Origin of the sequence: Mycobacterium sp. SP-6446 (genome assembly GCF_001954045.1) — a bacterium.
Lineage (GTDB): Bacteria > Actinomycetota > Actinomycetes > Mycobacteriales > Mycobacteriaceae > Mycobacterium.
In genome coordinates this window covers 23832-46559 of record NZ_MBEM01000223.1, presented here as the reverse complement: position 1 = coordinate 46559, position 22728 = coordinate 23832, and the positions used below count along the sequence as shown (strand labels likewise).

At 69.0% G+C, this 22728-nt stretch carries 21 protein-coding genes; 10 read left to right on the top strand and 11 right to left on the bottom strand.

The window, feature by feature from the left end:
• Positions 1-7: 7 nt before the first annotated feature.
• From A5736_RS19915 to A5736_RS19905, 3 genes are all read right to left on the bottom strand, one after another.
• Positions 8-1132: a TobH protein gene (locus A5736_RS19915; protein WP_076248144.1), complete on the bottom strand. Its 1125-nt coding sequence runs from the start codon at positions 1130-1132 to the stop codon at positions 8-10.
• Entirely contained in the window at positions 1129-2526 is a 1398-nt protein-coding gene (locus A5736_RS19910; RefSeq protein ID WP_076248142.1) for a phosphomannomutase/phosphoglucomutase, read from the bottom strand. Before A5736_RS19910 ends, A5736_RS19915 begins: the two co-directional genes overlap by 4 nt.
• Before the next feature lie 121 nt (positions 2527-2647).
• Positions 2648-3088 (bottom strand): DUF3499 domain-containing protein, encoded by a 441-nt coding sequence (locus A5736_RS19905; protein WP_076248140.1) that lies wholly within the window; start codon positions 3086-3088, stop codon positions 2648-2650.
• 198 nt (positions 3089-3286) lie between these two features.
• Here A5736_RS19905 and A5736_RS19900 point away from each other — a divergent pair, with 198 nt between their 5' ends.
• Positions 3287-3709 (top strand): metallopeptidase family protein, encoded by a 423-nt coding sequence (locus tag A5736_RS19900; RefSeq protein ID WP_076057693.1) that lies wholly within the window; start codon positions 3287-3289, stop codon positions 3707-3709.
• A gap of 39 nt (positions 3710-3748) precedes the next feature.
• On the opposite strand, the gene A5736_RS19895 is transcribed toward A5736_RS19900, so the two are convergent.
• Positions 3749-4084 (bottom strand): WhiB family transcriptional regulator, encoded by a 336-nt coding sequence (locus A5736_RS19895; RefSeq protein WP_076125646.1) that lies wholly within the window; start codon positions 4082-4084, stop codon positions 3749-3751.
• A gap of 376 nt (positions 4085-4460) precedes the next feature.
• Between A5736_RS19895 and cofD the strand changes: the two genes are divergently transcribed.
• Genes cofD through A5736_RS19875 form a run of 4 tightly spaced genes read left to right on the top strand, consistent with a single transcriptional unit; the run spans position 4461 to position 8953 of the window.
• Positions 4461-5462 (top strand): 2-phospho-L-lactate transferase, encoded by a 1002-nt coding sequence (gene cofD / locus A5736_RS19890; protein ID WP_076248138.1) that lies wholly within the window; start codon positions 4461-4463, stop codon positions 5460-5462.
• Positions 5459-6823, top strand: a complete 1365-nt coding sequence (locus A5736_RS19885; RefSeq protein WP_076248135.1) for a coenzyme F420-0:L-glutamate ligase — start codon at positions 5459-5461, stop codon at positions 6821-6823. The genes cofD and A5736_RS19885 overlap by 4 nt, the downstream gene beginning before the upstream one ends.
• 10 nt (positions 6824-6833) lie before the next feature.
• Positions 6834-8423, top strand: coding sequence for a class I SAM-dependent methyltransferase (locus tag A5736_RS19880; RefSeq protein WP_076248133.1), 1590 nt, complete (start codon positions 6834-6836; stop codon positions 8421-8423).
• Positions 8420-8953 (top strand): NUDIX hydrolase, encoded by a 534-nt coding sequence (locus tag A5736_RS19875; RefSeq protein ID WP_175611342.1) that lies wholly within the window; start codon positions 8420-8422, stop codon positions 8951-8953. The genes A5736_RS19880 and A5736_RS19875 overlap by 4 nt, the downstream gene beginning before the upstream one ends.
• A 75-nt stretch (positions 8954-9028) precedes the next feature.
• On the opposite strand, the gene A5736_RS19870 is transcribed toward A5736_RS19875, so the two are convergent.
• The 3 genes from A5736_RS19870 to rfbD are packed head-to-tail and all read right to left on the bottom strand — an operon-like array spanning position 9029 to position 11929.
• Positions 9029-10108: a sugar phosphate nucleotidyltransferase gene (locus A5736_RS19870; RefSeq protein WP_076125636.1), complete on the bottom strand. Its 1080-nt coding sequence runs from the start codon at positions 10106-10108 to the stop codon at positions 9029-9031.
• Between the two features lie 13 nt (positions 10109-10121).
• A complete protein-coding gene (locus A5736_RS19865) occupies positions 10122-11027 on the bottom strand; it encodes a glycosyltransferase family 2 protein (RefSeq protein ID WP_076125633.1) in 906 nt (301 codons plus the stop codon).
• Positions 11024-11929: a dTDP-4-dehydrorhamnose reductase gene (gene rfbD / locus A5736_RS19860; protein WP_139333448.1), complete on the bottom strand. Its 906-nt coding sequence runs from the start codon at positions 11927-11929 to the stop codon at positions 11024-11026. Before rfbD ends, A5736_RS19865 begins: the two co-directional genes overlap by 4 nt.
• Before the next feature lie 84 nt (positions 11930-12013).
• Between rfbD and A5736_RS19855 the strand changes: the two genes are divergently transcribed.
• The 5 genes from A5736_RS19855 (at position 12014) to A5736_RS19835 (ending at position 18075) form a co-directional block, all read left to right on the top strand.
• Positions 12014-13486 (top strand): LCP family protein, encoded by a 1473-nt coding sequence (locus A5736_RS19855; RefSeq protein WP_371328397.1) that lies wholly within the window; start codon positions 12014-12016, stop codon positions 13484-13486.
• A gap of 40 nt (positions 13487-13526) precedes the next feature.
• On the top strand, positions 13527-14225 hold the full coding sequence (locus A5736_RS19850) for a TIGR03089 family protein (RefSeq protein WP_371328396.1): 699 nt from the start codon (positions 13527-13529) through the stop codon (positions 14223-14225).
• Positions 14226-14309: 84 nt separating this feature from the next.
• Positions 14310-14585, top strand: a complete 276-nt coding sequence (locus A5736_RS19845; protein WP_076125628.1) for a DUF1490 family protein — start codon at positions 14310-14312, stop codon at positions 14583-14585.
• A 58-nt stretch (positions 14586-14643) separates the two neighbouring features.
• Entirely contained in the window at positions 14644-16752 is a 2109-nt protein-coding gene (gene ctpC / locus A5736_RS19840) for a manganese-exporting P-type ATPase CtpC (RefSeq protein WP_139333450.1), read from the top strand.
• 111 nt (positions 16753-16863) lie between these two features.
• Positions 16864-18075 (top strand): CoA transferase, encoded by a 1212-nt coding sequence (locus tag A5736_RS19835; RefSeq protein WP_076248126.1) that lies wholly within the window; start codon positions 16864-16866, stop codon positions 18073-18075.
• 10 nt (positions 18076-18085) lie between these two features.
• On the opposite strand, the gene A5736_RS19830 is transcribed toward A5736_RS19835, so the two are convergent.
• The 4 genes from A5736_RS19830 to A5736_RS19815 all read right to left on the bottom strand — a co-directional run bounded on the left by A5736_RS19830 (position 18086) and on the right by A5736_RS19815 (position 22670).
• A complete protein-coding gene (locus A5736_RS19830) occupies positions 18086-18526 on the bottom strand; it encodes a response regulator (protein WP_076125621.1) in 441 nt (146 codons plus the stop codon).
• Positions 18523-20046 (bottom strand): ATP-binding protein, encoded by a 1524-nt coding sequence (locus A5736_RS19825; protein ID WP_254848413.1) that lies wholly within the window; start codon positions 20044-20046, stop codon positions 18523-18525. Before A5736_RS19825 ends, A5736_RS19830 begins: the two co-directional genes overlap by 4 nt.
• 74 nt (positions 20047-20120) lie before the next feature.
• Positions 20121-21284, bottom strand: a complete 1164-nt coding sequence (locus A5736_RS19820) for a PP2C family protein-serine/threonine phosphatase (protein WP_076125778.1) — start codon at positions 21282-21284, stop codon at positions 20121-20123.
• A gap of 216 nt (positions 21285-21500) precedes the next feature.
• Positions 21501-22670, bottom strand: a complete 1170-nt coding sequence (locus tag A5736_RS19815) for an acyl-CoA dehydrogenase (RefSeq protein WP_076248121.1) — start codon at positions 22668-22670, stop codon at positions 21501-21503.
• Positions 22671-22728: the final 58 nt, after the last annotated feature.

The window sequence follows — 22728 nt, the reverse complement described above, 5'->3', positions numbered from 1 at the left end:
TTGTTTTCTATCCCCGCGCCAGTCTCAAGTAAACGGCGGCCATCTCCAGCCGAACGGCTAATACTGCCAGTTGCTGCTCGGTGCGTGCGGCACCACCCGGAGCGGACGCCCCGACCAGACCGGCGGACCCGCCCACACCCCCGGGCGCTTCGGGCACATCCTCGGCCGCGATGAGGTAGACCTCGTTCAGCCCGGCGACGCGCGCGGCCACCACCGTGCGCTCGCCGGCCAACGTGAGCGCGAGCACCCGGAGTCGCTCGGGCAGTGGTCCGTCGATTTGCTCGTCATGAAAGAGAGCGTCCACGGCGGACGGCGCTTCGCCAAACCCGGACCCCGACTCCGAGCTCGCGCGCAGCGCCACCACCGCATCCGCAAGCCCGGTCGCCGCCGTGACGTGGTGGGCGATCCGCAACAGCACCGAACTGCCGTGGCGGGCCAGCGCCAGCGTCGCGGCGCAGTCGCCGGCCAGCGCCACTCGGGCGTCGGAGATGCGCGCGGCAATCATCTTGGCCGGGTTGGTGAATAGCTCGCGGGCTGCACTGTTGCGCAGCGCCTCGGCGTCCAGCTCGTCGGCGAGCAGCGCCAGATCGATGTCGGGTGCGGGGTCTACACATTTCAGCACGGCCAGGCCGGCGGCCAGGTAGCGCGGCAGTCCGAACTCGTCGGGAACCGACAGGCGCGGCCCAAGCACCGCGGCGCGCCCGGCCGTGGAGTCGCGCAGCGGGCCCTCGTACGGCGCCGCCACGACGACCCGCGCGCCGCGGCGCACCCCGGTCGCGGCGGCCCCGACCAGCGCGGGGTCGCCGGGGTCGTCGCCCGCGACGATCAGCACGTCGAGCGGGCCGATCCACGGCGGGGCGTCGTCGGCGAGCGCGATCGGCGCCGACGCTGCGCCGCCCTGCGTCGCGGCCAGCAGCGTCCCCGCGGTCTCGGCGGTCCCGCGGCCGGCCACCCAGATGATGCTGCGCGGCCGGTCGTCGACGCGCAGCGAATCCAGTGCGCCTTCCTCGGCGGCGGCGGCAACGGCGCGAACCTGCGCGCCGGCCGACGACGCGGCCCGCAGCAGGCCGGCCCGGTCGGCGCCGAGCAGGCCGTCGGTGTCCTCGAGATCGATTGCTCCGGTGGCGTTCACCGGGCGGCCTCTGGGGTTTGGGTTTCGGCGGCGATCTCGGCGCTGACCTGTTGAACCACCGCGTCGACGTCCTCGGTGCTGCGGCCCTCCACGTTGAGCCGCAGCAGCGGCTCGGTGTTGGAGCTGCGCAGGTTGAACCAGCTGCCGTCGCCCAAATCCACGGTCACCCCGTCCAGGTGGTCGATCGAGTGAATCCGGCTGCCGAACGACTTCAGCACGGCGTCCACGCACCGCGACGCGTCGTCGACTTTGAAGTTGATCTCGCCCGACGATTCGTAGCGCTGGTAGTCGGCGGTCAACTCCGACAGCGGCCGATGCTGCTCGCCGAGGGCGGCCAGCACGTAAAGCGCCGCCAGCATCCCGGAATCGGCGCCCCAGAAGTCGCGGAAGTAGTAGTGCGCCGAGTGCTCGCCGCCGAAAATCGCGCCGGTCTCGGCCATCAATCCTTTGATGTAGGAATGCCCGACCCGCGAGCGCAGTGGGGTGCCGCCGCGCTCGGTGACCAATTCGGACACGGCGCGCGAGGTGATCACGTTGTGGATAACGGTGGCGCCGATCTCGCGACCCAGCTCGCGGGCGGCCACCAGGCTGGTCACCGTCGACGGCGAAACCGGCATCCCGCGTTCGTCGACCACGAAGCAGCGATCGGCGTCGCCATCGAAGGCCAGCCCAATATCGGCGCCGGTCTCGCGCACGTAGCGCTGCAGGTCCACCAGGTTCGCCGGGTCGAGCGGATTGGCCTCGTGATTGGGGAACGAACCGTCGAGCTCGAAGTACAACGGCAACAACGTGATCGAGTCGATCGCGCCCAGCACGGCGGGCGCGGTGTGCCCGGCCATGCCGTTGCCGGCGTCCACCGCCACCCGCAATGGACGCAGCCCCGAGGTGTTCACCAGTGAGCGCAAAAACTCGCCGTAGTCCGCGAGCACGTCCCGATCGGAGATATCGCCCGGCGGCCCGTCATACGTCGGTACTCCGGCGATCACTTCGCCGCTGATCACCTGGAGCCCGGTGTCCGCGCCGACGGGTTTGGCCCCCGCCCGGCAGAGCTTGATGCCGTTGTAGGCCGCCGGGTTGTGGCTCGCGGTGAACATCGCGCCGGGGCAGTCCAACAATCCCGAAGCGAAATAGAGCTGATCGGTGGACGACAAACCGATGCGCACGACGTCGAGGCCCTGGCTGTTGACCCCGGCCGCGAAGGCCGCGGCGAGCGACGGCGAGCTATCCCGCATGTCGCGGCCGATGACCACCCGCTGCGCCCCGTCGGCGCGCATCAACCTGGCGAACGCGGCGCCGACGTCGGCGACCAACGAATCGTCGATCTCCTCGCCCACCAGCCCGCGTACGTCGTAAGCCTTGATGACACGGCGGATAGCCGCGGCGGGCCGGGACATGCGGAGGCTCCTGACGACTACTTGCTTGGACTCTTCTTGGACTCTTGGCAGCCAGCCTATCGGCCCGCCAAGGTTACGGGTCCAAACGGTGCGCGGTGCTAGTCGCCGGTGTTAATCGCGGCTAGTCACTGGGGTCGGGCAGCACGCGCAGATGCCCGCGGCGGCGTCCGGAACGCTGCTCGGGCGGCGCGAGCAGACCGCCGCTGGGCGCGGTGGCATGGGCCCCGGCGGGGCGCAGAGCCGGGTCGGCGGAGAAGCCGTTCATCGCGGTTGCGCCGCCATAGGGCACCCCGCCACCGCCCGGGACCTCGCGCACCGCGTCCGCCAGCGCCACCAGGTCGTCCTCATCGGGATTGGGCAGCGGGCCGGCGTGGCGCACCAGTTCCCAGCCGCGCGGCGCGGTGATCCGGCCGGCATGGCCGACGCACAGATCCCAGGAATGCGGTTCGCGCGCGGTGGCGAGCGGGCCTACCACTGCCGTCGAGTCCGAGTAGACGAACGTCAAGGTCGCCACGGCATAGTGCGGACACCCGGGCCGGCAACAGCGACGGGGAACGTTCACGACGAAAGGCTATCGTGGACAAACGCCGCGGAAGCGCCGGACACGCGCAACCGTTCGACCCCCGATGTTCAACCGTTACCATCGGGCCCAGTGAATGATTCCCGCGGCGATTCGCGCAGCTCCCCGCGCGGTGGCTGGTCTCAGGGCCCGTCGGGGGGCCGCTCGGCTGCACACCGGGCCACGCGGCGGGGCCGCGATATGCGCGGTCCGCTGTTGCCGCCGACGGTACCGGGATGGCGCAGCCGCGCCGAGCGGTTCGACATGGCGGTGCTCGAGGCATACGAACCCATCGAGCGGCGCTGGCAAGACCGGGTGTCGGAGCTCGACGTGGCCGTCGATGAGATCCCGCGTATCACCGCCAAGGACCCGGAGAGTGTGCAGTGGCCGCCCGAGGTCATCGCCGATGGGCCGATCGCACTGGCCCGCTTGATACCGGCGGGCGTCGACGTCCGCGGCAATGCGACACGCGCGCGAATTGTGTTGTTCCGCAAGCCGATCGAGAGACGGGCGAAGGACACCGTCGAACTTGGCGAGTTGCTGCACGAAATCCTGGTTGCTCAGGTGGCCATCTATCTGGACGTGGAACCCTCGGTCATCGACCCGACGATCGACGACGAATGACGCTGGGCGGGGTCAGATTTGGGGCGGGTCTGAAGCGGGTCAGATGATGCCGCGCTTGAGGCGACGGCGCTCGCGCTCGGACAGACCACCCCAGATGCCGAAGCGTTCGTCATGCGCCAGGGCGTATTCCAGGCACTCATGACGCACCTCGCAACCCAGGCAGATCTTCTTGGCCTCGCGGGTGGAACCACCCTTCTCGGGAAAGAAGGCCTCTGGATCGGTTTGCGCGCACAGCGCGCGGTCCTGCCATTGATCGGCGGTCGGCGGCAGGGGCTCGGGTTCGAATGCCACTGGGGCATCGGGAACCACGGTCAGGTGCGGACGCGCAATTGGCGCCGGCGTCGCACCAATGGTGGTGTGCGGTGTGCTTGTCATAACGCCCCGAAGGTGTTCATAAGACATGCGTCGTCCGCCTCCTCAGGTTGATTTTGAGAGAGTGATTTGTTGCCACTGTTCTGATGTACAGACAATTCGAACAAGTGATCGAATCTCGGTCTGCGACACCGGAACCGGCCGGCCAACCGGGAAATGACACTGATGTGATTAGACACGGGTTGAGCTGCCCGGTCAAGCACTTCGGCGCATTTCCATATCATCTCGTGATCAAATTTCGGCGTTTCTGTTGTTATTGACGCTCGGCGTGTCGGTCACAACTGTCCCAAGTTTCCCAATTGTGCTGGTCGAAATGGGCTTTTATGGCCCACTTGGTGGCCGGCATGCCGTGCGTCGCCGGCCGGTACTGTCGTGCGGTGTGAAGGTCACCGTGCTGGTCGGTGGGGTCGGTGGCGCCCGGTTCCTGCTTGGCGTCCAGCAGCTGCTCGGCCTGGGTCAGTTCGCGGCGCAACAGCGCCCCGATGCTGAAACCACCAGCCACGAGCTAACCGCGATCGTCAACATCGGTGATGACGCGTGGATCCATGGCTTACGTGTCTGCCCGGATTTGGACACCTGCATGTATACCTTAGGTGGAGGCGTCGATCCACAACGGGGTTGGGGTCACCGCGACGAAACCTGGCATGCCAAAGAGGAATTGGCGCGTTATGGCGTGCAGCCGGACTGGTTCGAACTCGGCGACCGCGATCTTGCCACCCACTTGGTGCGCACCCAGATGCTGCAGGCGGGCTACCCGCTGTCGCAGATCACCACGGCGCTGTGCGACCGCTGGCAACCCGGCGCACGATTGCTGCCGGCCACCGACGACCGTTGCGAGACACACGTGGTGATCACCGATCCGGCGGACGGCAGCCGCCGCGCGATCCACTTCCAGGAGTGGTGGGTGCGCTACCGGGCGCGGGTGCCGACCCACAGCTTCGCCTTCGTCGGCGCCGAAAAGGCCAGCGCCGCAACCGAAGCGGTCACCGCCATCGGCGACGCGGACGTCATCCTGCTGGCGCCGTCCAACCCGGTGGTCAGCGTCGGCGCCATCCTGGCCGTCCCGGGCATCCGCGGCGCGCTGCGGGGAGCCAGCGCCCCGGTCGTCGGCTATTCGCCGATCATCGGCGGAAAGCCGTTGCGCGGCATGGCCGATGCGTGCCTTTCCGTGATCGGGGTCGAATCCACCGCGGAAGCGGTCGGCCGGCACTACGGGGCGCGTCGCGACACCGGCATACTGGATTGCTGGCTGGTGCACGAGGGCGACCAGGCCGACATCGAGGGGATCGCGGTGCGCTCGGTGCCGCTGTTGATGACCGACCCGCAGGCGACGGCCGAAATGGTCGGCGCCGGGCTGGACCTTGCGGGCGTGACGGCGTGACCGACCGTTCAAAAGAGCATGGCACCGCCGCGGCGATCGAGATCCTGCCCGTGCCCGGGCTCCCCGAGTTCCGGCCCGGCGACGACCTGAGCGCGGCGCTGGCCGCCGCGGCGCCCTGGCTGCGCGACGGCGACGTCGCGGTGGTCACCAGCAAGGTCGTGTCCAAGTGCGAGGGCCGGCTGGTGCAGGCGCCGCGGGACGCCGAGGAGCGCGATCGGCTGCGGCGCAAGCTGGTCGACGACGAGGCGGTCCGCGTGCTCGCACGCAAGGGCCGGACCCTGATCACCGAGAACCGGCTCGGGCTGGTGCAGGCCGCCGCGGGCGTGGACGGTTCCAACGTCGGCGGCGACGAGCTCGCGCTGCTGCCCGTCGACCCCGACGCCAGCGCTGCCGCGCTGCGCGCCGGCCTGCGCGAGCGGCTCGGCGTCGACGTCGCCGTGGTCATCACCGACACGATGGGCCGCGCCTGGCGCAACGGTCAGACCGATGCGGCCGTCGGCGCGGCGGGTCTGACTGTGCTGCACGGCTATTCGGGGGCCGTCGACCAGCACGGCAACGAACTGATCGTCACCGAGATCGCGATCGCCGACGAGATCGCGGCCGCCGCCGACCTGGTCAAGGGCAAACTGACCGCCGTTCCGGTGGCCGTGGTGCGCGGGCTACCCAAGCGCGTCGTGTCCGACGACGGCACCACCGCCCGGCAGCTGCTGCGCCCCGGCGAGGAAGACCTGTTCTGGCTCGGTACCGCCGAAGCGATCGAGTTGGGTCGTCGGCAGGCCCAACTGTTGCGCCGATCGGTGCGCCGGTTCAGCGGCGAGCCGGTGCCGCCAAACCTGGTGGAGGCCGCCGTCGCCGAGGCCCTCACCGCGCCGGCCCCCCACCACACCCGCCCGGTGCGGTTCGTGTGGCTGCGGACTCCGGCCACCCGGGCCCGGCTATTGGACCGGATGAAGGACAAGTGGCGCGCCGACCTTGCCGGCGACGGCCGGCCCGCGGACTCGATCGAACGCCGGGTTGCCCGCGGCCAGATCCTTTACGACGCACCCGAGGTCGTCATCCCGATGTTGGTCCCCGACGGCGCGCACAGCTATCCCGATGCCAACCGCACCGGCGCCGAGCACACGATGTTCACGGTCGCCGTCGGCGCGGCCGTGCAGGCGCTGCTGGTCGCGCTGGCGGTGCGCGGGCTGGGCAGCTGCTGGATCGGCTCGACGATCTTCGCCGCCGACCTGGTCCGCGCCGAGCTCGAGCTGCCGTCCGATTGGGAGCCGTTGGGCGCCATCGCGATCGGCTACCCCGCGGAGCCGACCGGATTGCGCGACGCGGCGCCGGACGCCGGGGATCTGTTGATCCGCAAGTGATACTGGGCCGATGACGACGTTCGCGGGCAAGGCGGCGGCCTCGGCCGACAAGGTTCGCGGCGGCTACTACACCCCGGCCCCGGTGGCCCGGTTCCTGGCCCGCTGGGTGCGGGAAGCCGGCCCGCGCATCGTGGAACCGTCCTGCGGCGACGGCCGAATCCTGCGCGAGCTCGCCGCGCTCGGCGCCCGGGCACAGGGCGTCGAACTCGTCGCGGGCGAGGCGGTCAAGGCGCGGCAGTTCGCTCCAGTCGACACCGAAAACCTGTTCACCTGGCTCGCGAATACCGAGGCCGCCGACTGGGACGGGGTCGCGGGAAACCCGCCCTACATCCGGTTCGGCAACTGGGCATCCGATCAGCGGGAGCCGGCTCTGGAGCTCATGCGGCGCGAGCGCCTGCGCCCCAGCAGGTTGACCAACGCCTGGGTGCCCTTCGTCGTCGCCGCCACCGTGCTGGTGCGCGACGGCGGGCGCGTGGGCCTCGTCCTTCCCGCCGAGTTGCTTCAAGTCGGCTACGCCGCGCAGTTGCGCGACTTTCTGCTGAGCCGGTTCTCTGCGATCACGCTGCTGACATTCGAGCGGTTGGTGTTCGACGGGATCCTGCAGGAGGTCGTATTGTTCTGCGGCGTCGTCGGTTCCGGGCCGGCGCGGATACGCACGGTCCATCTCAGAGACGCCGAAGCCCTGGCCGATGCCGAGCTTGACGTCGAGTCGGCCCCGGCGCTGTTGCACGAAAAGGAGAAGTGGACCAAGTATTTTCTGGACCCCGCGGCGATCCGGCTGCTGCGCACGCTCAAGGGATCCGACACCCTGACCCGGCTCGGCTCTGTGGCCGACGTGGACGTCGGCGTCGTGACCGGGCGCAACAGCTTCTTCACCCTCACCGATGCGCAAGCCCGCGAACTCGCACTCACCCCGCACTGCGTCCCGCTCGTTTCGCGCAGCGCGCAGCTCACCGGCCTGGTATACGACACCGACTGCCGCGCAAGCGATCTCGCGGCCGGACACCGGACCTGGTTGCTCGACGCTCCCCGCGATCCGAGCGATCCCGCCCTGCTCGCGCACATCGCCGCGGGTGAGGCGGCCGGCGTGCACCGCGGCTACAAGTGCTCGATCCGCACGCCCTGGTGGGGCACGCCGTCGTTGTGGATTCCCGACCTCTTCATGCTGCGCCAGATCCACAGCGCGCCACGGCTGACCGTCAACGCCGTCGCGGCGACGAGCACCGACACCGTGCATCGGCTCCGGCTCGCCCCACACGTCCACTCCCAGATAGACGCGTGCGCGGTTGCCGCCGTGTTCCACAACAGCGCGACGTTTGCCTTCGCCGAGATCATGGGCCGCAGCTACGGCGGAGGGATTTTGGAGTTGGAGCCGCGGGAAGCCGAGCAGCTGCCCATTCCCCCGCCGGCCTACGCCGGCGCCGAACTCGCCTGCGACGTCGACCTTTTGTTGAAGGCCAACGAGATCGACAAGGCACTCGACCTGGTGGACCGTCGAGTCCTGATCGACGGGCTCGGCTGGTCGCCGGATGTGGTGGCGCAGTGCCGGTCGGCATGGGCGGCGCTGCGCGCTCGCCGGAGCAAGCGAGGCTCCCGGTGAGCGTTCGGGACTCCGCGCTCTCGATTCTCACCGAGTGGCGGGCGCCCGATCCGGGACAGGACTCGTTGCGGCACGCCGTGCTGGCGTTCGTGCACGGCCATGCCGACGCCTGCCGTCGGGAGTGCGTGCCCGGACACGTCACCGCGTCGACGTTGGTCCTCGACGACAGCGGCACCCGGGTGCTGTTGACCCTGCACCCCCGCGTCGGCCGCTGGGTGCAACTCGGCGGGCACTGCGACGAGGAGGACCCCGACATCGTGTCCGCGGCGCTGCGCGAGGCCACCGAGGAATCGGGCATCGCCGGCCTGCGCATCGCGCCCGAGCTGGCCGCGGTGCATGTGCACCCCGTGGTGTGCTCGCTGGGCGTGCCGACGCGGCACCTCGACCTGCAATTCGTCGCGCAAGCGCCGCCCGGCGCGCAGATCGCGATCAGCGAGGAGTCGGACGACCTGCAGTGGTGGCCCGCCGACGCGTTGCCGGACGGTACCGACCACGCGCTGGCCTACCTCGTCGCCCGCGCGACTCATTAACCGCCCAGCGTGCGGCTAGCCGCACATTCGACGCCGAGCGTGCGGCCAGACGCACGTTCGGCGCACAAGGGAAACCTAGACGTCGGACGAGTAGCGAATGCCGCCGTCGGGAATGGAGATGCCCGGCCAGACCCGGGCGCCGCGCAGCAACTCGCAGCGCGCGCCGATGTCGGCGCCGTCGCCGATCACGCCGTCGCGGATCAGCGCCCGCGGACCGACGCGAACACCGAAGCCGAGGATCGAACGCTCGATCACGCTGCCCGCCTCGACCTTGACGCCGTCGAAGATCACCGCGCCGTCCAGCCGCACACCCGGGCCGATCTCGGCGCCACGGCCGACGACGGTGCCGCCGATCAACAGCGCGCCGGGCGACACCGCCGCGCCGTCGTGCACCAACTGCTCGCCGCGGTGGCCGTGCAGGGCCGGCGACGGGGCGATGCCGCGCACCAGATCCGACGATCCGCGCACGAAGTCTTCCGGGGTGCCCATGTCGCGCCAGTACGTGGCGTCGACGTAGCCGCACACCTTGACGTCCGGGTCGGCCAGCAGCGAGGGGAACACCTCGCGTTCGACCGAAACCTCGCGGCCGCGCGGAATCCGGTCGATGATGTGGCGTTCGAACACATAGGTGCCCGCGCTGATCTGATCGGTCGGCGGATCCTCCGACTTCTCGACAAAAGCGACGACCCGGTTCCGCTCGTCGGTGGTCACACAGCCGTAGGCCCGCGGGTCGCCCACCCGCACCAGGTGCAGGCTGACGTCGGCGGAGTTGGTCCGGTGGAAATCCAGCAGCTGGCCCAGGTCGGCGCCGGAGAGCACGTCGCCGTTGAACACCATCACGGTGTCGTGCCGCAGCTGGCCGGCGATGTTGGCGATCGCGCCGCCGGTGCCCAGGGGGCGCTCCTCGGTCACGTAGTCGATCTGCAGGCCCAGCTTGGAGCCGTCGCCGAACTCGGCCTCGAACACCGCGGCCTGATACGACGTGCCCAGGATGACGTGCTCGATGCCCGCCGCTGCGATCCGCGACAACAGGTGGGTGAGGAACGGCACCCCCGCGGTCGGCAGCATCGGCTTAGGCGCCGACAGGGTCAGCGGCCGCAGCCGGGTGCCCTTGCCGCCGACCAGCACCACCGCGTCGATTTGATTGCCTGCCAACGGGTTAGCCAACTCAGTGCCGCCCTTCTGCCAGTCGCTGCCTGCGGGACGTGCGCCGTGAACTGCGCACCATCAGACGAGAACGAACCGCGAGCGATCCCCGCAATGTCCAGCGCAGGGGCGCGCGCAACCAACCCGCGTGTCGGTCGGCGAGAAAAAGGTAGGTGCTCTTGTGGTGGGCCGCGAGGTGGCTGGCCGGGTCATGCCCGGTGGAGTGGCCGCGATGGTGCAGGACTTCCGCCGACGGGACGTAGACGCTCGACCAGCCCGCCTTGCCGAGCCGGTCGCCGAGGTCGACGTCCTCCATATACATGAAGTAGCGCTCGTCGAAGCCGCCGACGCTGCTGAACGCCGACCGGCGCACCAGCAGGCACGAGCCCGACAGCCAGCCCACTGGCCGTTCGCTGGGCTCGAGCCGCTCCTGGCGGTATGCGGCCGTCCACGGGTTGCGCTTCCAGAACGGCCCGACCACGGCGTGCATGCCGCCACGGATCAGGCTGGGCAGATGCCGCGCCGACGGATACACCGAGCCGTCCGGATCCCGAATGAGCGGACCCAGCGCGCCCGCGCGCGGCCAGCGGGTCGCGGCGTCCAGCAGCGCGTCGATGCTGCCCGGACCCCACTGCACGTCGGGGTTGGCCACGATCACCCAGTCGTCGACCCACGGCTGGCCGACCTCGTCGAGGTGGGCGACGGCGCGATTGATCGCGGTCCCGTAGCCGAGGTTGGCGCCCGTATCGAACAGCCGGACGTTGGGATAGCGCTCGACGGCGGCCTGCGGCGTTCCGTCGGTGGAGCCGTTGTCGGCCAGCACCACGCTGACCGGACGCTCGGTGGCCAACGACAACGAGGCCAGGAACCGCTCCAGGTGCGGGCCCGGCGAGTAGGTCACCGTCACGACCGGCAGGACGTCAGTCACGCGTAGAGCGTATCGGTCGATCCCTGGCCCGAGGCCGCCAGCGCCGCGACAAGCGCTGCACGCCAGTGCCTTAGCGGCCGCAGGCCCGCCGCCGCCGACTGCCGGCTCGACAGGGCCGAATAGCTCGGCCGCGGCGCCGGCCGTGGAAAGTGTGCGCTGCTGACCGGGCGCACCCGCGCCGGATCGGCGCCGCATTCCTCGAAGACCGCGCGGGCCAGCTCGAATCGCGAGACCGCGCCCTCGTTGGCGGCGTGCAGGACGGGGCCGGGCACGCGGTCGTCGGCGATCTGCAGCAGCGCGTCGGCCAGGTCGCCGACGTAGGTGGGCGAGCCGACCTGGTCGTCGACCACGTCGACGGGGCCGTCCCCGGCGGCCAGCCGGCGCATGACGGCGACGAAGTCCCGGCCGGTGCCGCCGGTGTACACCCAGGCGGTGCGCACCACGACCGCGTCGGGCAGTGCCGCCAGCACGGCGCGTTCCCCGGCGAGCTTGGTGCGGGCGTATACGCCCTGCGGCGCGGTGTCGTCGCCGGGTTCGAAGGGGCGGGATGCGGCGCCCTCAGGGCCGAGGTCGGCGTTGAACACGAAGTCGGTGGAGACGTGGATCAGTCGGGCGCCGGCGCCCGCGCAGGCCCGGGCGATGTGTTCCGGGCCGGTGGCGTTGACCGCGTACGCGGCCGCCTCGGCGCTCTCGGCACCGTCGACGTCGGTGTACGCCGCGCAGTTCAGCACGACGTCGCCGTCCCGCACGATCCGCTCGGCCGCGGCCGGGTCGGTGATGTCCCATTGCGACGAGCTCAGCGCCAGCACGTCGCGGCCCTGGGCGGCGGCCCGGGCCGCCAGGCGGCTGCCGAGCTGCCCCCCGGCACCGGTGATGACTAGCCTTCCTGAGCCGCCCGACATGCCTCGAGTCTGGCATGCGCCGAGAAGCCCGGGCCACGCCGCGGCCGGCTACCCGAGAAGCGGGTGTGTCACAAGTAACCTAATGTGATGCCTGTGCAACGTGTGGTTCGTGCGGTTGCCACTGCCCTGGCCGTCCTGGTCGTCATCGGCACGGGGGTCGCCTGGAACAACGTTCGGTCCTTCGAAGACGGCATCTTCCACATGTCGGCACCCTCGCTGGGCAAGGGCGGCGACGACGGCGCGATCGACATCCTGCTGGTCGGCATGGACAGCCGCACCGACGCCCACGGCAACCCGTTGTCCGCCGAGGAACTGGAAACGCTGCGCGCCGGCGACGAGGAAGCGACCAACACCGACACCATCATCCTGGTCCGGATACCGAACAACGGGAAGTCGGCCACCGCGATCTCGATTCCGCGGGACTCCTACGTCGCCGCCCCCGGATTGGGCAAGACGAAGATCAACGGCGTCTACGGCCAGACCCGGGAGGCCAAGCGGGTCAGCCTCGTCAAGGCCGGCGCGTCCGCCGCCGAAGCCGCGGCGCAGGGCACCGAGGCCGGCCGCGATGCCCTGATCAAGACCGTCGCCGACCTCACCGGGGTCACCGTCGACCACTACGCCGAGATCGGGCTGCTCGGGTTCGCGTTGATCACCGACGCGCTCGGCGGCGTCGACGTCTGCCTCAAAGAGCCTGTGTTCGAACCACTCTCGGGCGCCGACTTTCCCGCCGGCCAGCAAAGGCTCGACGGTCCGCAGGCGCTCAGCTTCGTCCGCCAGCGCCACGAGCTGCCGCGCGGCGACCTGGACCGCGTGGTGCGTCAGCAGGTGGTGATGGCCTCGCTGGCCCACAAGATCATCTCGAGCAAGACGCTGTCCAGCCCGGCGACGGTGAAGCGTTTGCAGGCCGCCGTCCAGCGCTCCGTGGTGATCTCCCAGGGCTGGGATGTCATGGATTTCGTCCAGCAGATGCAGAAGCTGGCCGGGGGCAATGTCGCGTTCGCCACCATCCCGGTCCTCGACGGCGCCGGCTGGAGTGACGACGGCACGCAAAGCGTGGTGCGGGTGGACGCACACCAGGTCGCGGACTGGGTGGCCGGCCTGCTGAACGATCAGGCTCAGGGCAAGACCGAGGAGCTCGCGTACACGCCCGCCAAGACCACGGCCAGCGTCGTCAACGACACCGACATCAACGGGCTGGCCGCTGCGGTGGCAGATGTGTTGAGCTCCAAGGGGTTTGTCACCGGTACCGTGGGCAACAACGACGGCGGGCATGTGCAGGGCAGCCAGGTGCGGGCCGCCAAGACCGACGACCTGGGCGCGCAGGAGGTGTCCAAGGAACTCGGCGGGTTGCCGGTCGTCCCGGATACGTCGCTGGCACCCGGAGCGGTCAAGGTGGTGCTGGCCAACGACTACACCGGTCCGGGCTCCGGGCTGTCCGGCAGCGGAACGATCATGCCCGCCAAGCTTTCCGACCAAGCGGCCGCCGCCGACCCCAATGTCCCGGCGCCCTCGCCGATCCTCACCGCCGGCTCGGACAAGCCGGAGTGCATAAACTGACCAAGCGGTGCATGAATCGACGCTAACAACACTTTCTGGGATGATCCTGGATCCGATGTTGCGGGCCGACCCGGTCCGTCCGCGCATCACTTACTACGACGACGCCACCGGCGAGCGCATCGAGCTGTCCGCGGTGACGCTGGCGAACTGGGCCGCCAAGACCGGCAACCTGCTGCGCGACGAGCTCGGCGCCGGCCCGGCCAGCCGGATCGCGATCCTGTTGCCGGCCCACTGGCAGACCGCGGCGGTCTTGTTCGGGGTGTGGTGGATCGGCGCCGAGGCGGTGCTCGGCGCGGGCGACCCGGCTGACTTGGCGCTGTGCACCGCCGACCGGCTGCAGGAGGCGGACGGGCTCGTCGAGCCCGGGGCCGAGGTGGCGGTGCTGTCGCTGGATCCGTTCGGCCGCGCGGCACCCGATCTGCCGATCGGTGTCACCGACTATGCGACCGCGGTGCGGGTGCACGGCGACCAGATAGTTCCGGAGCACCATCCCGGTCCCGCACTGGACGGCCGGGCCGCCGAAGAAATTCTGACCGACTGTGAGAGTTCCGCGGCGGCAAGCGGTTTGACGTCGAAGGATCGCGTGCTGTCCACCGCGTCGTGGCCCGGGCCTGCCGAGTTGGTGGATCACCTGCTGGCCATCATGGCCGTGGGCGGGTCGCTGGTGCAGGTCGCCAATCCCGATCCCTCGGCTCTGCAGCGCCGGATCGAGACCGAAAAGGTAACCCGCGTCCTCTGAACCCAATCCATATTGATATCGCAATATTTCGATGTTACGGTCGGGAAAGCAGCGCTGAGGCCGTGGCGACAGGGAGGTAAGGCAATGGCGGGGTTCGGGCTATTGGCAAAGGCGGCCGGGACGGTGTTCACCGGACTGGTCGGCGTGACGGCCTACGAGGTGGTGCGCAAGGCCGTGGCCAAGGCGCCGTTGCACGAGACCGCGGTGTCGGCGGCCGAGCTTGGTTTGCGCGGCACCCGCAAGGCCGAGGAAGCCGCCGAGTCGGCCCGCCTCAAGCTCGCCGACGTCATGGCCGAAGCCCGCGAGCGCGTCGGCGAGGAGGCGCCCACCCCGTCCATCAGCGACGCTCACGAGCACTGATCGCTTGATACAGGCGAACGATCCTGCCCTGGCGGTGCTTTCGGACGCGGCCGGACGCATGCGGGTTTCGGTCAGCTGGGTCCGCGGCAACTCGCGGCGCGCGGTCGCGGTCGAAGAGGCCGTCGCCAAAGAGAACGGCGTGCGCACCGTGCACGCCTACCCGCGCACCGGGTCGGTCGTCGTGTGGTATTCGCCCCAGCGCTGCGACCGCCCCGCAATATTGGCGGCGATCAGTGGCGCCGAACGCGTTGCCGCCGAACTGATCCCGGCCCGGGCACCGCATTCGTCGGAGATCCGCAACGCCGACGTGCTGCGCATGGTCATCGGCGGTGCTGCGCTGGCGCTGCTCGGCGTGCGCCGCTACGTGTTCGCCCGGCCGCCGCTGCTGGGCCCGAGTGGCCGGCTGGTCGCCACCGGCGTCACCGTCTTCACCGGCTACCCGTTCCTGCGCGGCGCGTTGCGCTCGCTGCGTTCCGGTAGGGCCGGCACCGATGCGCTGGTGTCCGCCGCGACCGTGGCCAGCCTGATCCTGCGCGAGAACGTGGTCGCGCTGACCGTGCTGTGGTTGCTCAACATCGGTGAGTACCTTCAGGATCTGACGCTGCGCCGGACCCGGCGGGCCATCTCCGACCTGCTGCGCGGCAGCCAGGACACGGCGTGGATCCGGCTCACCGAGGGCCCGCGCGCGGGCACCGAGATACAGGTGCCGATCGACAGCGTGGAGATCGGCGACGACGTGGTGGTCCACGACCACGTCGCGATACCCGTGGACGGGGAGGTGGTCGACGGCGAGGCGGTCGTCGACCAATCCGCGATCACCGGGGAAACCCTGCCGGTCAGCGTCGTGGTGGGCTCGCGCGTGCACGCCGGTTCGGTCGTGGTGCGCGGACGCCTCGTGGTGCGCGCGGAGGCCGTCGGCAACCAGACCACCATCGGCCGCATCATCGCCCGCGTCGAGGAGGCGCAGCACGACCGTGCACCCATCCAGACGGTCGGCGAAAACTTCTCTCGCCGTTTCGTTCCCACCTCGTTCGTCGTGTCGGCGATCACCCTGGCGATCACCGGTGACGTCCGCCGGGCGATGACCATGCTGCTGATCGCGTGCCCGTGCGCGGTCGGCCTGGCCACCCCGACGGCGATCAGCGCCGCGATCGGCAATGGCGCGCGCCGCGGCATCCTCATCAAGGGCGGCTCCCACCTGGAGCAGGCCGGCCGGGTCGACGCAATCGTCTTCGACAAGACCGGGACCCTGACCGTCGGGCGCCCGGTCGTGACGAATATCGTTGCAATGCATAAGGATTGGCAGCCCGAGCAGGTGCTGGCGTATGCGGCCAGCTCGGAGATTCACTCGCGCCACCCGCTGGCCGAAGCGGTGATCCGCTCGACCGAGGAACGCCACATCACCATCCCGCCGCACGAGGAGTGCGAGGTGCTGGTGGGCCTGGGCATGCGGACCTGGGCCGACGGCCGGACGCTGCTGCTGGGCAGCCCATCGCTGCTGCGGGCCGAAAAGGTGAAGGTGTCGAAGAAGGCCTCGGAGTGGGTCGACAAGCTGCGAAACGAGGCGGAGACCCCGCTGCTGCTCGCGGTGGACGGCACCCTGGTCGGGCTGATCAGCCTGCGCGACGAGGTGCGACCCGAGGCGGCTGCGGTGCTGAAGGAGTTGCGGACCAACGGGATTCGCCGCATCGTCATGCTCACCGGGGATCATCCCGACATCGCCCGGGTCGTCGCCGCCGAGCTCGGGATCGACGAGTGGCGCGCCGAGGTGATGCCGGAGGACAAGCTCGAGGTGGTGCGCGAACTGCAGGGCGAGGGTTATGTCGTCGGGATGGTCGGCGACGGCATCAACGACGCCCCGGCGCTGGCCGCCGCCGACATCGGCATCGCGATGGGACTGGCCGGCACCGACGTCGCCGTCGAAACCGCCGACGTCGCCCTGGCCAACGACGACCTGCATCGGCTGCTCGACGTCGGGGACCTGGGTTCCCGGGCGGTCGACGTGATCCGCGAGAACTACGGCATGTCCATCGCCGTCAACGCCGCCGGGCTGGTCATCGGCGCGGGCGGGGCGCTCTCCCCCGTGCTGGCGGCGATCCTGCACAACGCGTCGTCGGTTGCGGTGGTGGCCAATAGCTCCCGTCTCATCAGATATCGCCTCGACTAAGCGACTGCACAGCCACGGTCGGGCCCCGGGGACCGTATCGTTATTCTGTCTAATCATGGCGCGAACCGACAACAACACCTGGGTTCGCAGGAACTACTACTAGAGGCCGACATGCCAGACAGCGAGCCCAACAGCAAGCCCGCGAAGCCCCTCGACGGATTCCGGGTACTCGATTTCACCCAGAATGTGGCCGGGCCTCTGGCCGGGCAGGTGCTGGCCGACCTGGGTGCCGAGGTCATCAAAATCGAGGCGCCCGGCGGCGAGGCGGCCCGCCAGATTACCGCGGTCCTTCCCGGTCGCCCGCCGCTGGCCACGTATTTCCTGCCGAACAACCGCGGCAAGAAGTCGGTGACGGCGGATCTTACCGACGACGACGTCAAGGAACAGATACTGCGGCTCGCCGACACCGCCGACGTCGTGCTGGAGGGGTTTCGTCCCGGCGTCATGGAACGAATGGGGTTGGGGCCCAAAGACTTGCAATCGCGCAACCCCAAACTGATCTATGCCCGCCTGAGCGCTTTCGGCGGTAACGGCCCGCACGGCACGCGCCCGGGCGTCGACCTGATGGTCGCGGCCGAGGCGGGCATGACCACCGGGATGCCCACGCCCACGGGTAAACCGCAGATCATCCCGTTCCAGCTTGTCGACAACGCCAGCGGTCACGTGCTGGCCGAGGCGGTGCTGGCCGCGCTGCTCAACCGCGAGCGTCACGGGGTGGCCGACGTGGTCCGGGTCGCGATGTACGACGTAGCGGTGGGGCTGCAGGCCAACCAGCTCACAATGCACCTGAACAAGCCCAGCGAGCCGCCCAAACCCAAGCCAGAAATCAAGCCAGATACCAAGAAGCGCAAGGGAGTTGGTTTCGCCACGCAGCCGTCGGACGCCTTCCGGGCATCCGACGGCTATCTTGTCCTGTCCGCGTATGTGCCCAAGCATTGGGCCAAGCTGTGCGAGATCATTGGTCGGCCCGATCTGCTGGACGACGAGCGATTCGTTGATCAGCGCGCGCGGGCGCTGAACTACCCGGAGCTGACCGAGGAACTCGAGTCGGCCCTGGCCGCCAAGACCGCCGCGGAATGGGTCGAGCTGCTGCACGAGGGCGGGCTGATGGCCTGCCTCGCCTACAGCTGGAAGCAGGTCGTCGATACCCCGCTGTTCGCTGAGAACGACCTGGCCCTGCGCGTCGGCAGCGGTGACGAGGCCATCACGGTGATCCGCACCCCGGCGCGCTACTCCAGCTTCGACGCGGTGAACACCGATCCCCCGCCCGCCGCCGGAGCACACAACGGCACGTATCTCAGGGCACCGGAGACAGCAAGGTAGGTGTGCGCGCTCAGAAGCCCGGCAGCCGGACGACCTGAACGAAGAACTCGTCGATCTGCCGGACCGCCTTCATGAACTGGTCGAGGTCGACCGGCTTGGTGACATAGGCGTTGGCGTGCAGCTTGTAGCTGCGCAGGATGTCTTCCTCCGCCGAGGAGGTGGTCAGTACGACGACGGGAATGCGGCAGAGGTCGGAGTCGGACTTGATCTTTTCCAGCAGTTGGCGCCCATCGTATTTCGGCAGGTTCAGATCGAGCAGGATCAGGTCCGGGCGCACCGCGTCCTCGTACCCGTTGCGCTGATAGAGGTAGTTCAGGCCCTCTTCGCCGTCGTGTGCGACGTGCAGATTGTTTTGAAGTTTGTTGTGCTCGAACGCTTCCCGAGTGATGAGCTCGTCTCCTGGATCGTCTTCGACGAGCAGGATGTCAATTGGTCTGCCTGCATGTGTCAAGGTCGCGCTCCCTCTAAGGTTTCCCGATGTTGTGCGCCGAGGACAATCGGCAGAGTGAATTCGAAGCGGGTCCCGCCGGTGTAGGACGTGTCGATTCGGATCGTGCCGCCATGGTGCTCGACGATTTTCTTGCACATGGCAAGACCCATGCCCGTCCCGGCGTACTGCTCACGGCCGTGCAGGCGTTGAAAGATGGTGAAGACCTTCTCGGTGAACTCCTCGGCGATGCCGATGCCGTTGTCCGACACGCTCAGCACCCATTGGCCATCGCGCTCACCGCTGCCCGCCTGGCATTCGATGACGATGCGCGGCGTGCGTTCGGCGAGCCGGAATTTCACCGCATTGCCAATGAGGTTCTGCCACAGCATGCTCAGCAGGGTGGGGTCGCCGACGATCCGCGGCAACCGCTGTGTGGGCCGCACGATCTCGGCGCCCGATTCCTGGATCGCGACGGCCAGGTTCTCCAGTGCTGTGTGCAGCGCGGCATCAAGGTCAACCTCGGTGTGCACGCTGCCCAGCCGGCCGACGCGGGAGAAGGTGAGCAGGTCGTTGATGAGCACCTGCATCCTCTTCGCGCCGTCGACCGCGTATCCGATGTACTCGAGGCCGCGCTCGTCGAGCTGGTCGCCGTATCGCTTCTCCAGCAATTGGCAGAACGACGCGACCTTTCGCAGAGGTTCCTGCAGATCGTGCGACGCGACGTAGGCGAACTGCTCGAGTTCGGTGTTCGAACGGCGCAATTCGACCGCCCGCTCGTGCAATTGCGTTCGGGCCGAATGGATTGCGTCGAGTTCCTCCACCAGCCTCTGCCGCATGTTCTCCACGTCGGTAGCGATGCCGCGAATGTCCTTCGGCCGCCGCGGGGGCACGATGACTTCGCCGAAGTCCCCCTTGGTGATCCGCCGGCAGGCGGCGGCCAGCGCGGCCAGCGGTAGGGTGACGGTGCTTCGAACCAGGGCGGCCAGGGCTCCCGCGGTCACGACGAACAGCAGCAGGATCGCGACCAGTACCCCGTTGCGCCAGTCCTGGGCGCTCTTCAGCTCAGCGGCGGTATTGTCCCACGTCTGGAACAGGTGCGTGTTTTGCATGTCGAAAAGCTCACGCAGATGGTCGAATTCGGCCTTGCCACGTTCCGCGGCGGCACCGCTGATGACGGTGGGAGTGTTGGGGGCCACGCTGGCGATGAGCGGCTCGGTGTAATTCGCCCGCCAGACGCCGGCAGCCCTCTCGATGGCATCGAGGTCGGCCATCAGGTCGGCGTGCCGGCCAAGGTGGCGCCGGATGTCTTCGGCCGCAGCCACTTCGGCGCGTTGCCCGTCGTAGTAGGGCGCCAGGAACTGGCGATTGGCGGAGATCAGATACCCGCGGACGCCGATTTCCTGGTCGCGCAGCGCCGCCTGCAATTGGCTTGCGGCCAGGCGAGCCGGCCGAATGTTGTCGCTCAGCTCGCGCGACACCCCGTCCGTACGATTGAGCAACACATATCCGGTCAGAGCGCCGACGAGCACCACTGCGCCCATGATGGACAGGACCACGACCTGCCATCCCAGCACGGTGAGCCGTGGTTCGCGCACCGGAGTGTCGGGGTCGGTCGTCACCTGGTGGTCCGCTCGACGCGGAGCACCGCGATATCGTCGGTCAGCCCGCCGTGGGATCGGGCACATTCCTCGGCGCCGTCGATCAGCGCGTCGACGAACACCGGGCCCGGCAGTCCCGCGAGCGACCGGCCCAGCTCGAGCAGGCCGTCCTCGCCGAGGCGCCGGTCGCCTTGCCCCGAATGTCCCTCGAACAGTCCGTCGGTGAGCAGCAGGAGCGCATGATCGACGGGCAGCTCCACCTTGTGCTCGGGCCAGTCGTCGGCGCGCAGGCCCAGAGCCGGCCCGAAATCCGGCTCGACCCATTCCACCGTGCCGGGGCCGTGCAGCAACATCCCGGGATGACCGGCCCGCACCGTGACAATGGGTGAGCCGTCGGGCGGTATCGCGAGGCTGAGCACCGTCGCGAAGAGGCCGATCTCGGCGCGTTCGGCGTGCAGCACCCCCTCCAGTTGCCGCATCCGGTCCGCACCGTGGACGCCGGCGAATGTGAGCGTGCGCCAGGCGATCCGCAGCGCCGCGCCCAACGCCGCCTCGTCCGGCCCGTGCCCGGCGACGTCGCCGATCAGCACGTGCACCACCCGGTCGGGAGTTTGTACGACGTCGTAGAAGTCACCGCACAACAGCGCCTTCTCGCGGCTTGGGCGGTAGCGGGCGATGATGTCGACGCCCGGGTCGTCGAGCAGCAGCGCGGACGGCAGTAGGCCGCGCTCGAGCAACGCGTTCTCCCGCGCGCGGACCTGGCTGGCACGCAGGTCCGCGGCGATGAGCTCGGCACGTTTTCGCTCGATCGCATACAGCAGCGCGCGGCGCAGCATCTCGGGCTCGACGGACCCCTTGATCAGGTAGTCCTGCGCGCCGGCGGCGACCGCCTTCGCACCGAACAGCTCGTCGTCGCGCCCGGTCAGCACGACGATCGGGACGGTGGGATCCCGTGTGGCGATGCGGTCGAGCGCGTCGATTCCGCTGGCGTCGGGCAGGTTCAGGTCCAGCAGCACGCAATCGGGGCGCGCGGCCGATAGCTCCTGCTCCGCGTGCGCCATCGATTGCGCCCAGACCATCTTGATGTCGGTGACGGCGTCCGATATCAGCTCGTCGACCAGCACCGCGTCCGATCGATCATCCTCGACGAGCAGCAAAGACAGCGTCCGCCGATCCACCATGAAGTCGGCGGCCGCGGCCCGCGCCGGGATCAGTTGGCGGTCATGTGGTGCACGCACGGACGACCGTGTCCCTCATTCAGACCCCCTGGCCGCCGCGGCAAACCTGCGCTGGCTCGAGTGTTATGACGTTCGCGATAATAACCGGGGCCGCCGGTGTCCCACGTGCGATTTGGAGAATGTCTAACGAATTGCCGATCAGCCGGCATCAGCACCGAATCAGCGCAGCAGCGCCCGCGACATCACGACGCGCTGGATCTGGTTGGTGCCCTCGTAGATCTGGGTGATCTTGGCATCGCGCATCATCCGCTCGACCGGGAAATCGGTGGTGTATCCGGCGCCCCCGAACAGCTGCACGGCCGCCTCGGTCACGTCCATCGCGGTGTCCGAGGCGAAGCACTTCGCGGCCGCGGAGATGAATCCGAGATTCGGCTCGCCGCGTTCGGCGCGCGCGGCGGCGCTGTACACCATCAGCCGGGCCGCTTCGACCTTCATCGCCATGTCGGCCAGCTCGAACTGCACACCCTGGAACTCGGAGATCGACTTGCCGAACTGCTTGCGGTCCTTGGTGTAGGCGACGGCGGCGTCCAACGCGCCCTGCGCGAGGCCCACGGCCTGCGCCCCGACGGTGGGGCGGGTGTGGTCGAGTGTCTGCAGTGCGGTCTTGAACCCGGTGCCGGGTTCGCCGATGATCCGATCGCCCGGTATGCGGCAGTTCTCGAAGTACAACTCGGTGGTGGGCGAACCCTTGATGCCCATCTTCTTTTCCTTCGGGCCGACGCTGAATCCCTCGTCGTCCTTGTGCAGCATGAACGCCGAGATGCCGTTGGCGCCCCGGTCCGGATCGGTCACCGCCATCACCGTGTACCAGGTCGACATGCCGCCGTTGGTGATCCAGCACTTGGTGCCGTTGAGAATCCAGTGATCGCCGTCGGCCTTGGCCCGGGTCCGCATGGACGCCGCGTCACTGCCGGCTTCGCGCTCGCTCAGGGCGTAGGAGGCCATCGCGCCCTCGGTGGCGAGCGACGGCAGCACCTGCTTCTTCAGCTCCTCGGAACCCTGCAGGATCAGGCCCATGGTGCCCAGTTTGTTGACAGCGGGAATCAGCGAGGCGGACCCGTCGACGCGCGCGACTTCTTCGATCACGATGCACGCGGCGACCGAGTCCGCGCCCTGACCGCCGTACTCCTCGGGGATGTGGACGGCGTTGAACCCGGACGCGTTCAGCGCGTCGAGGGCCTCCTGCGGAAATCGCGAATTCTCGTCCACGTCGCCGGCGTGCGGCGCGATCTCTTTTTCCGCCAGCGCTCGAATCGCCGCCCGCAGCTCCTGGTGCTCCTCGGGCAATTGGAACAGGTCGAATGTGGGGTCTCCGGCCCACTGAGCCATCTTGGCCTCCTTGCACTCTGCCAAATTTGCCCGGCTGTCCCACGGGCCATTACCCAGC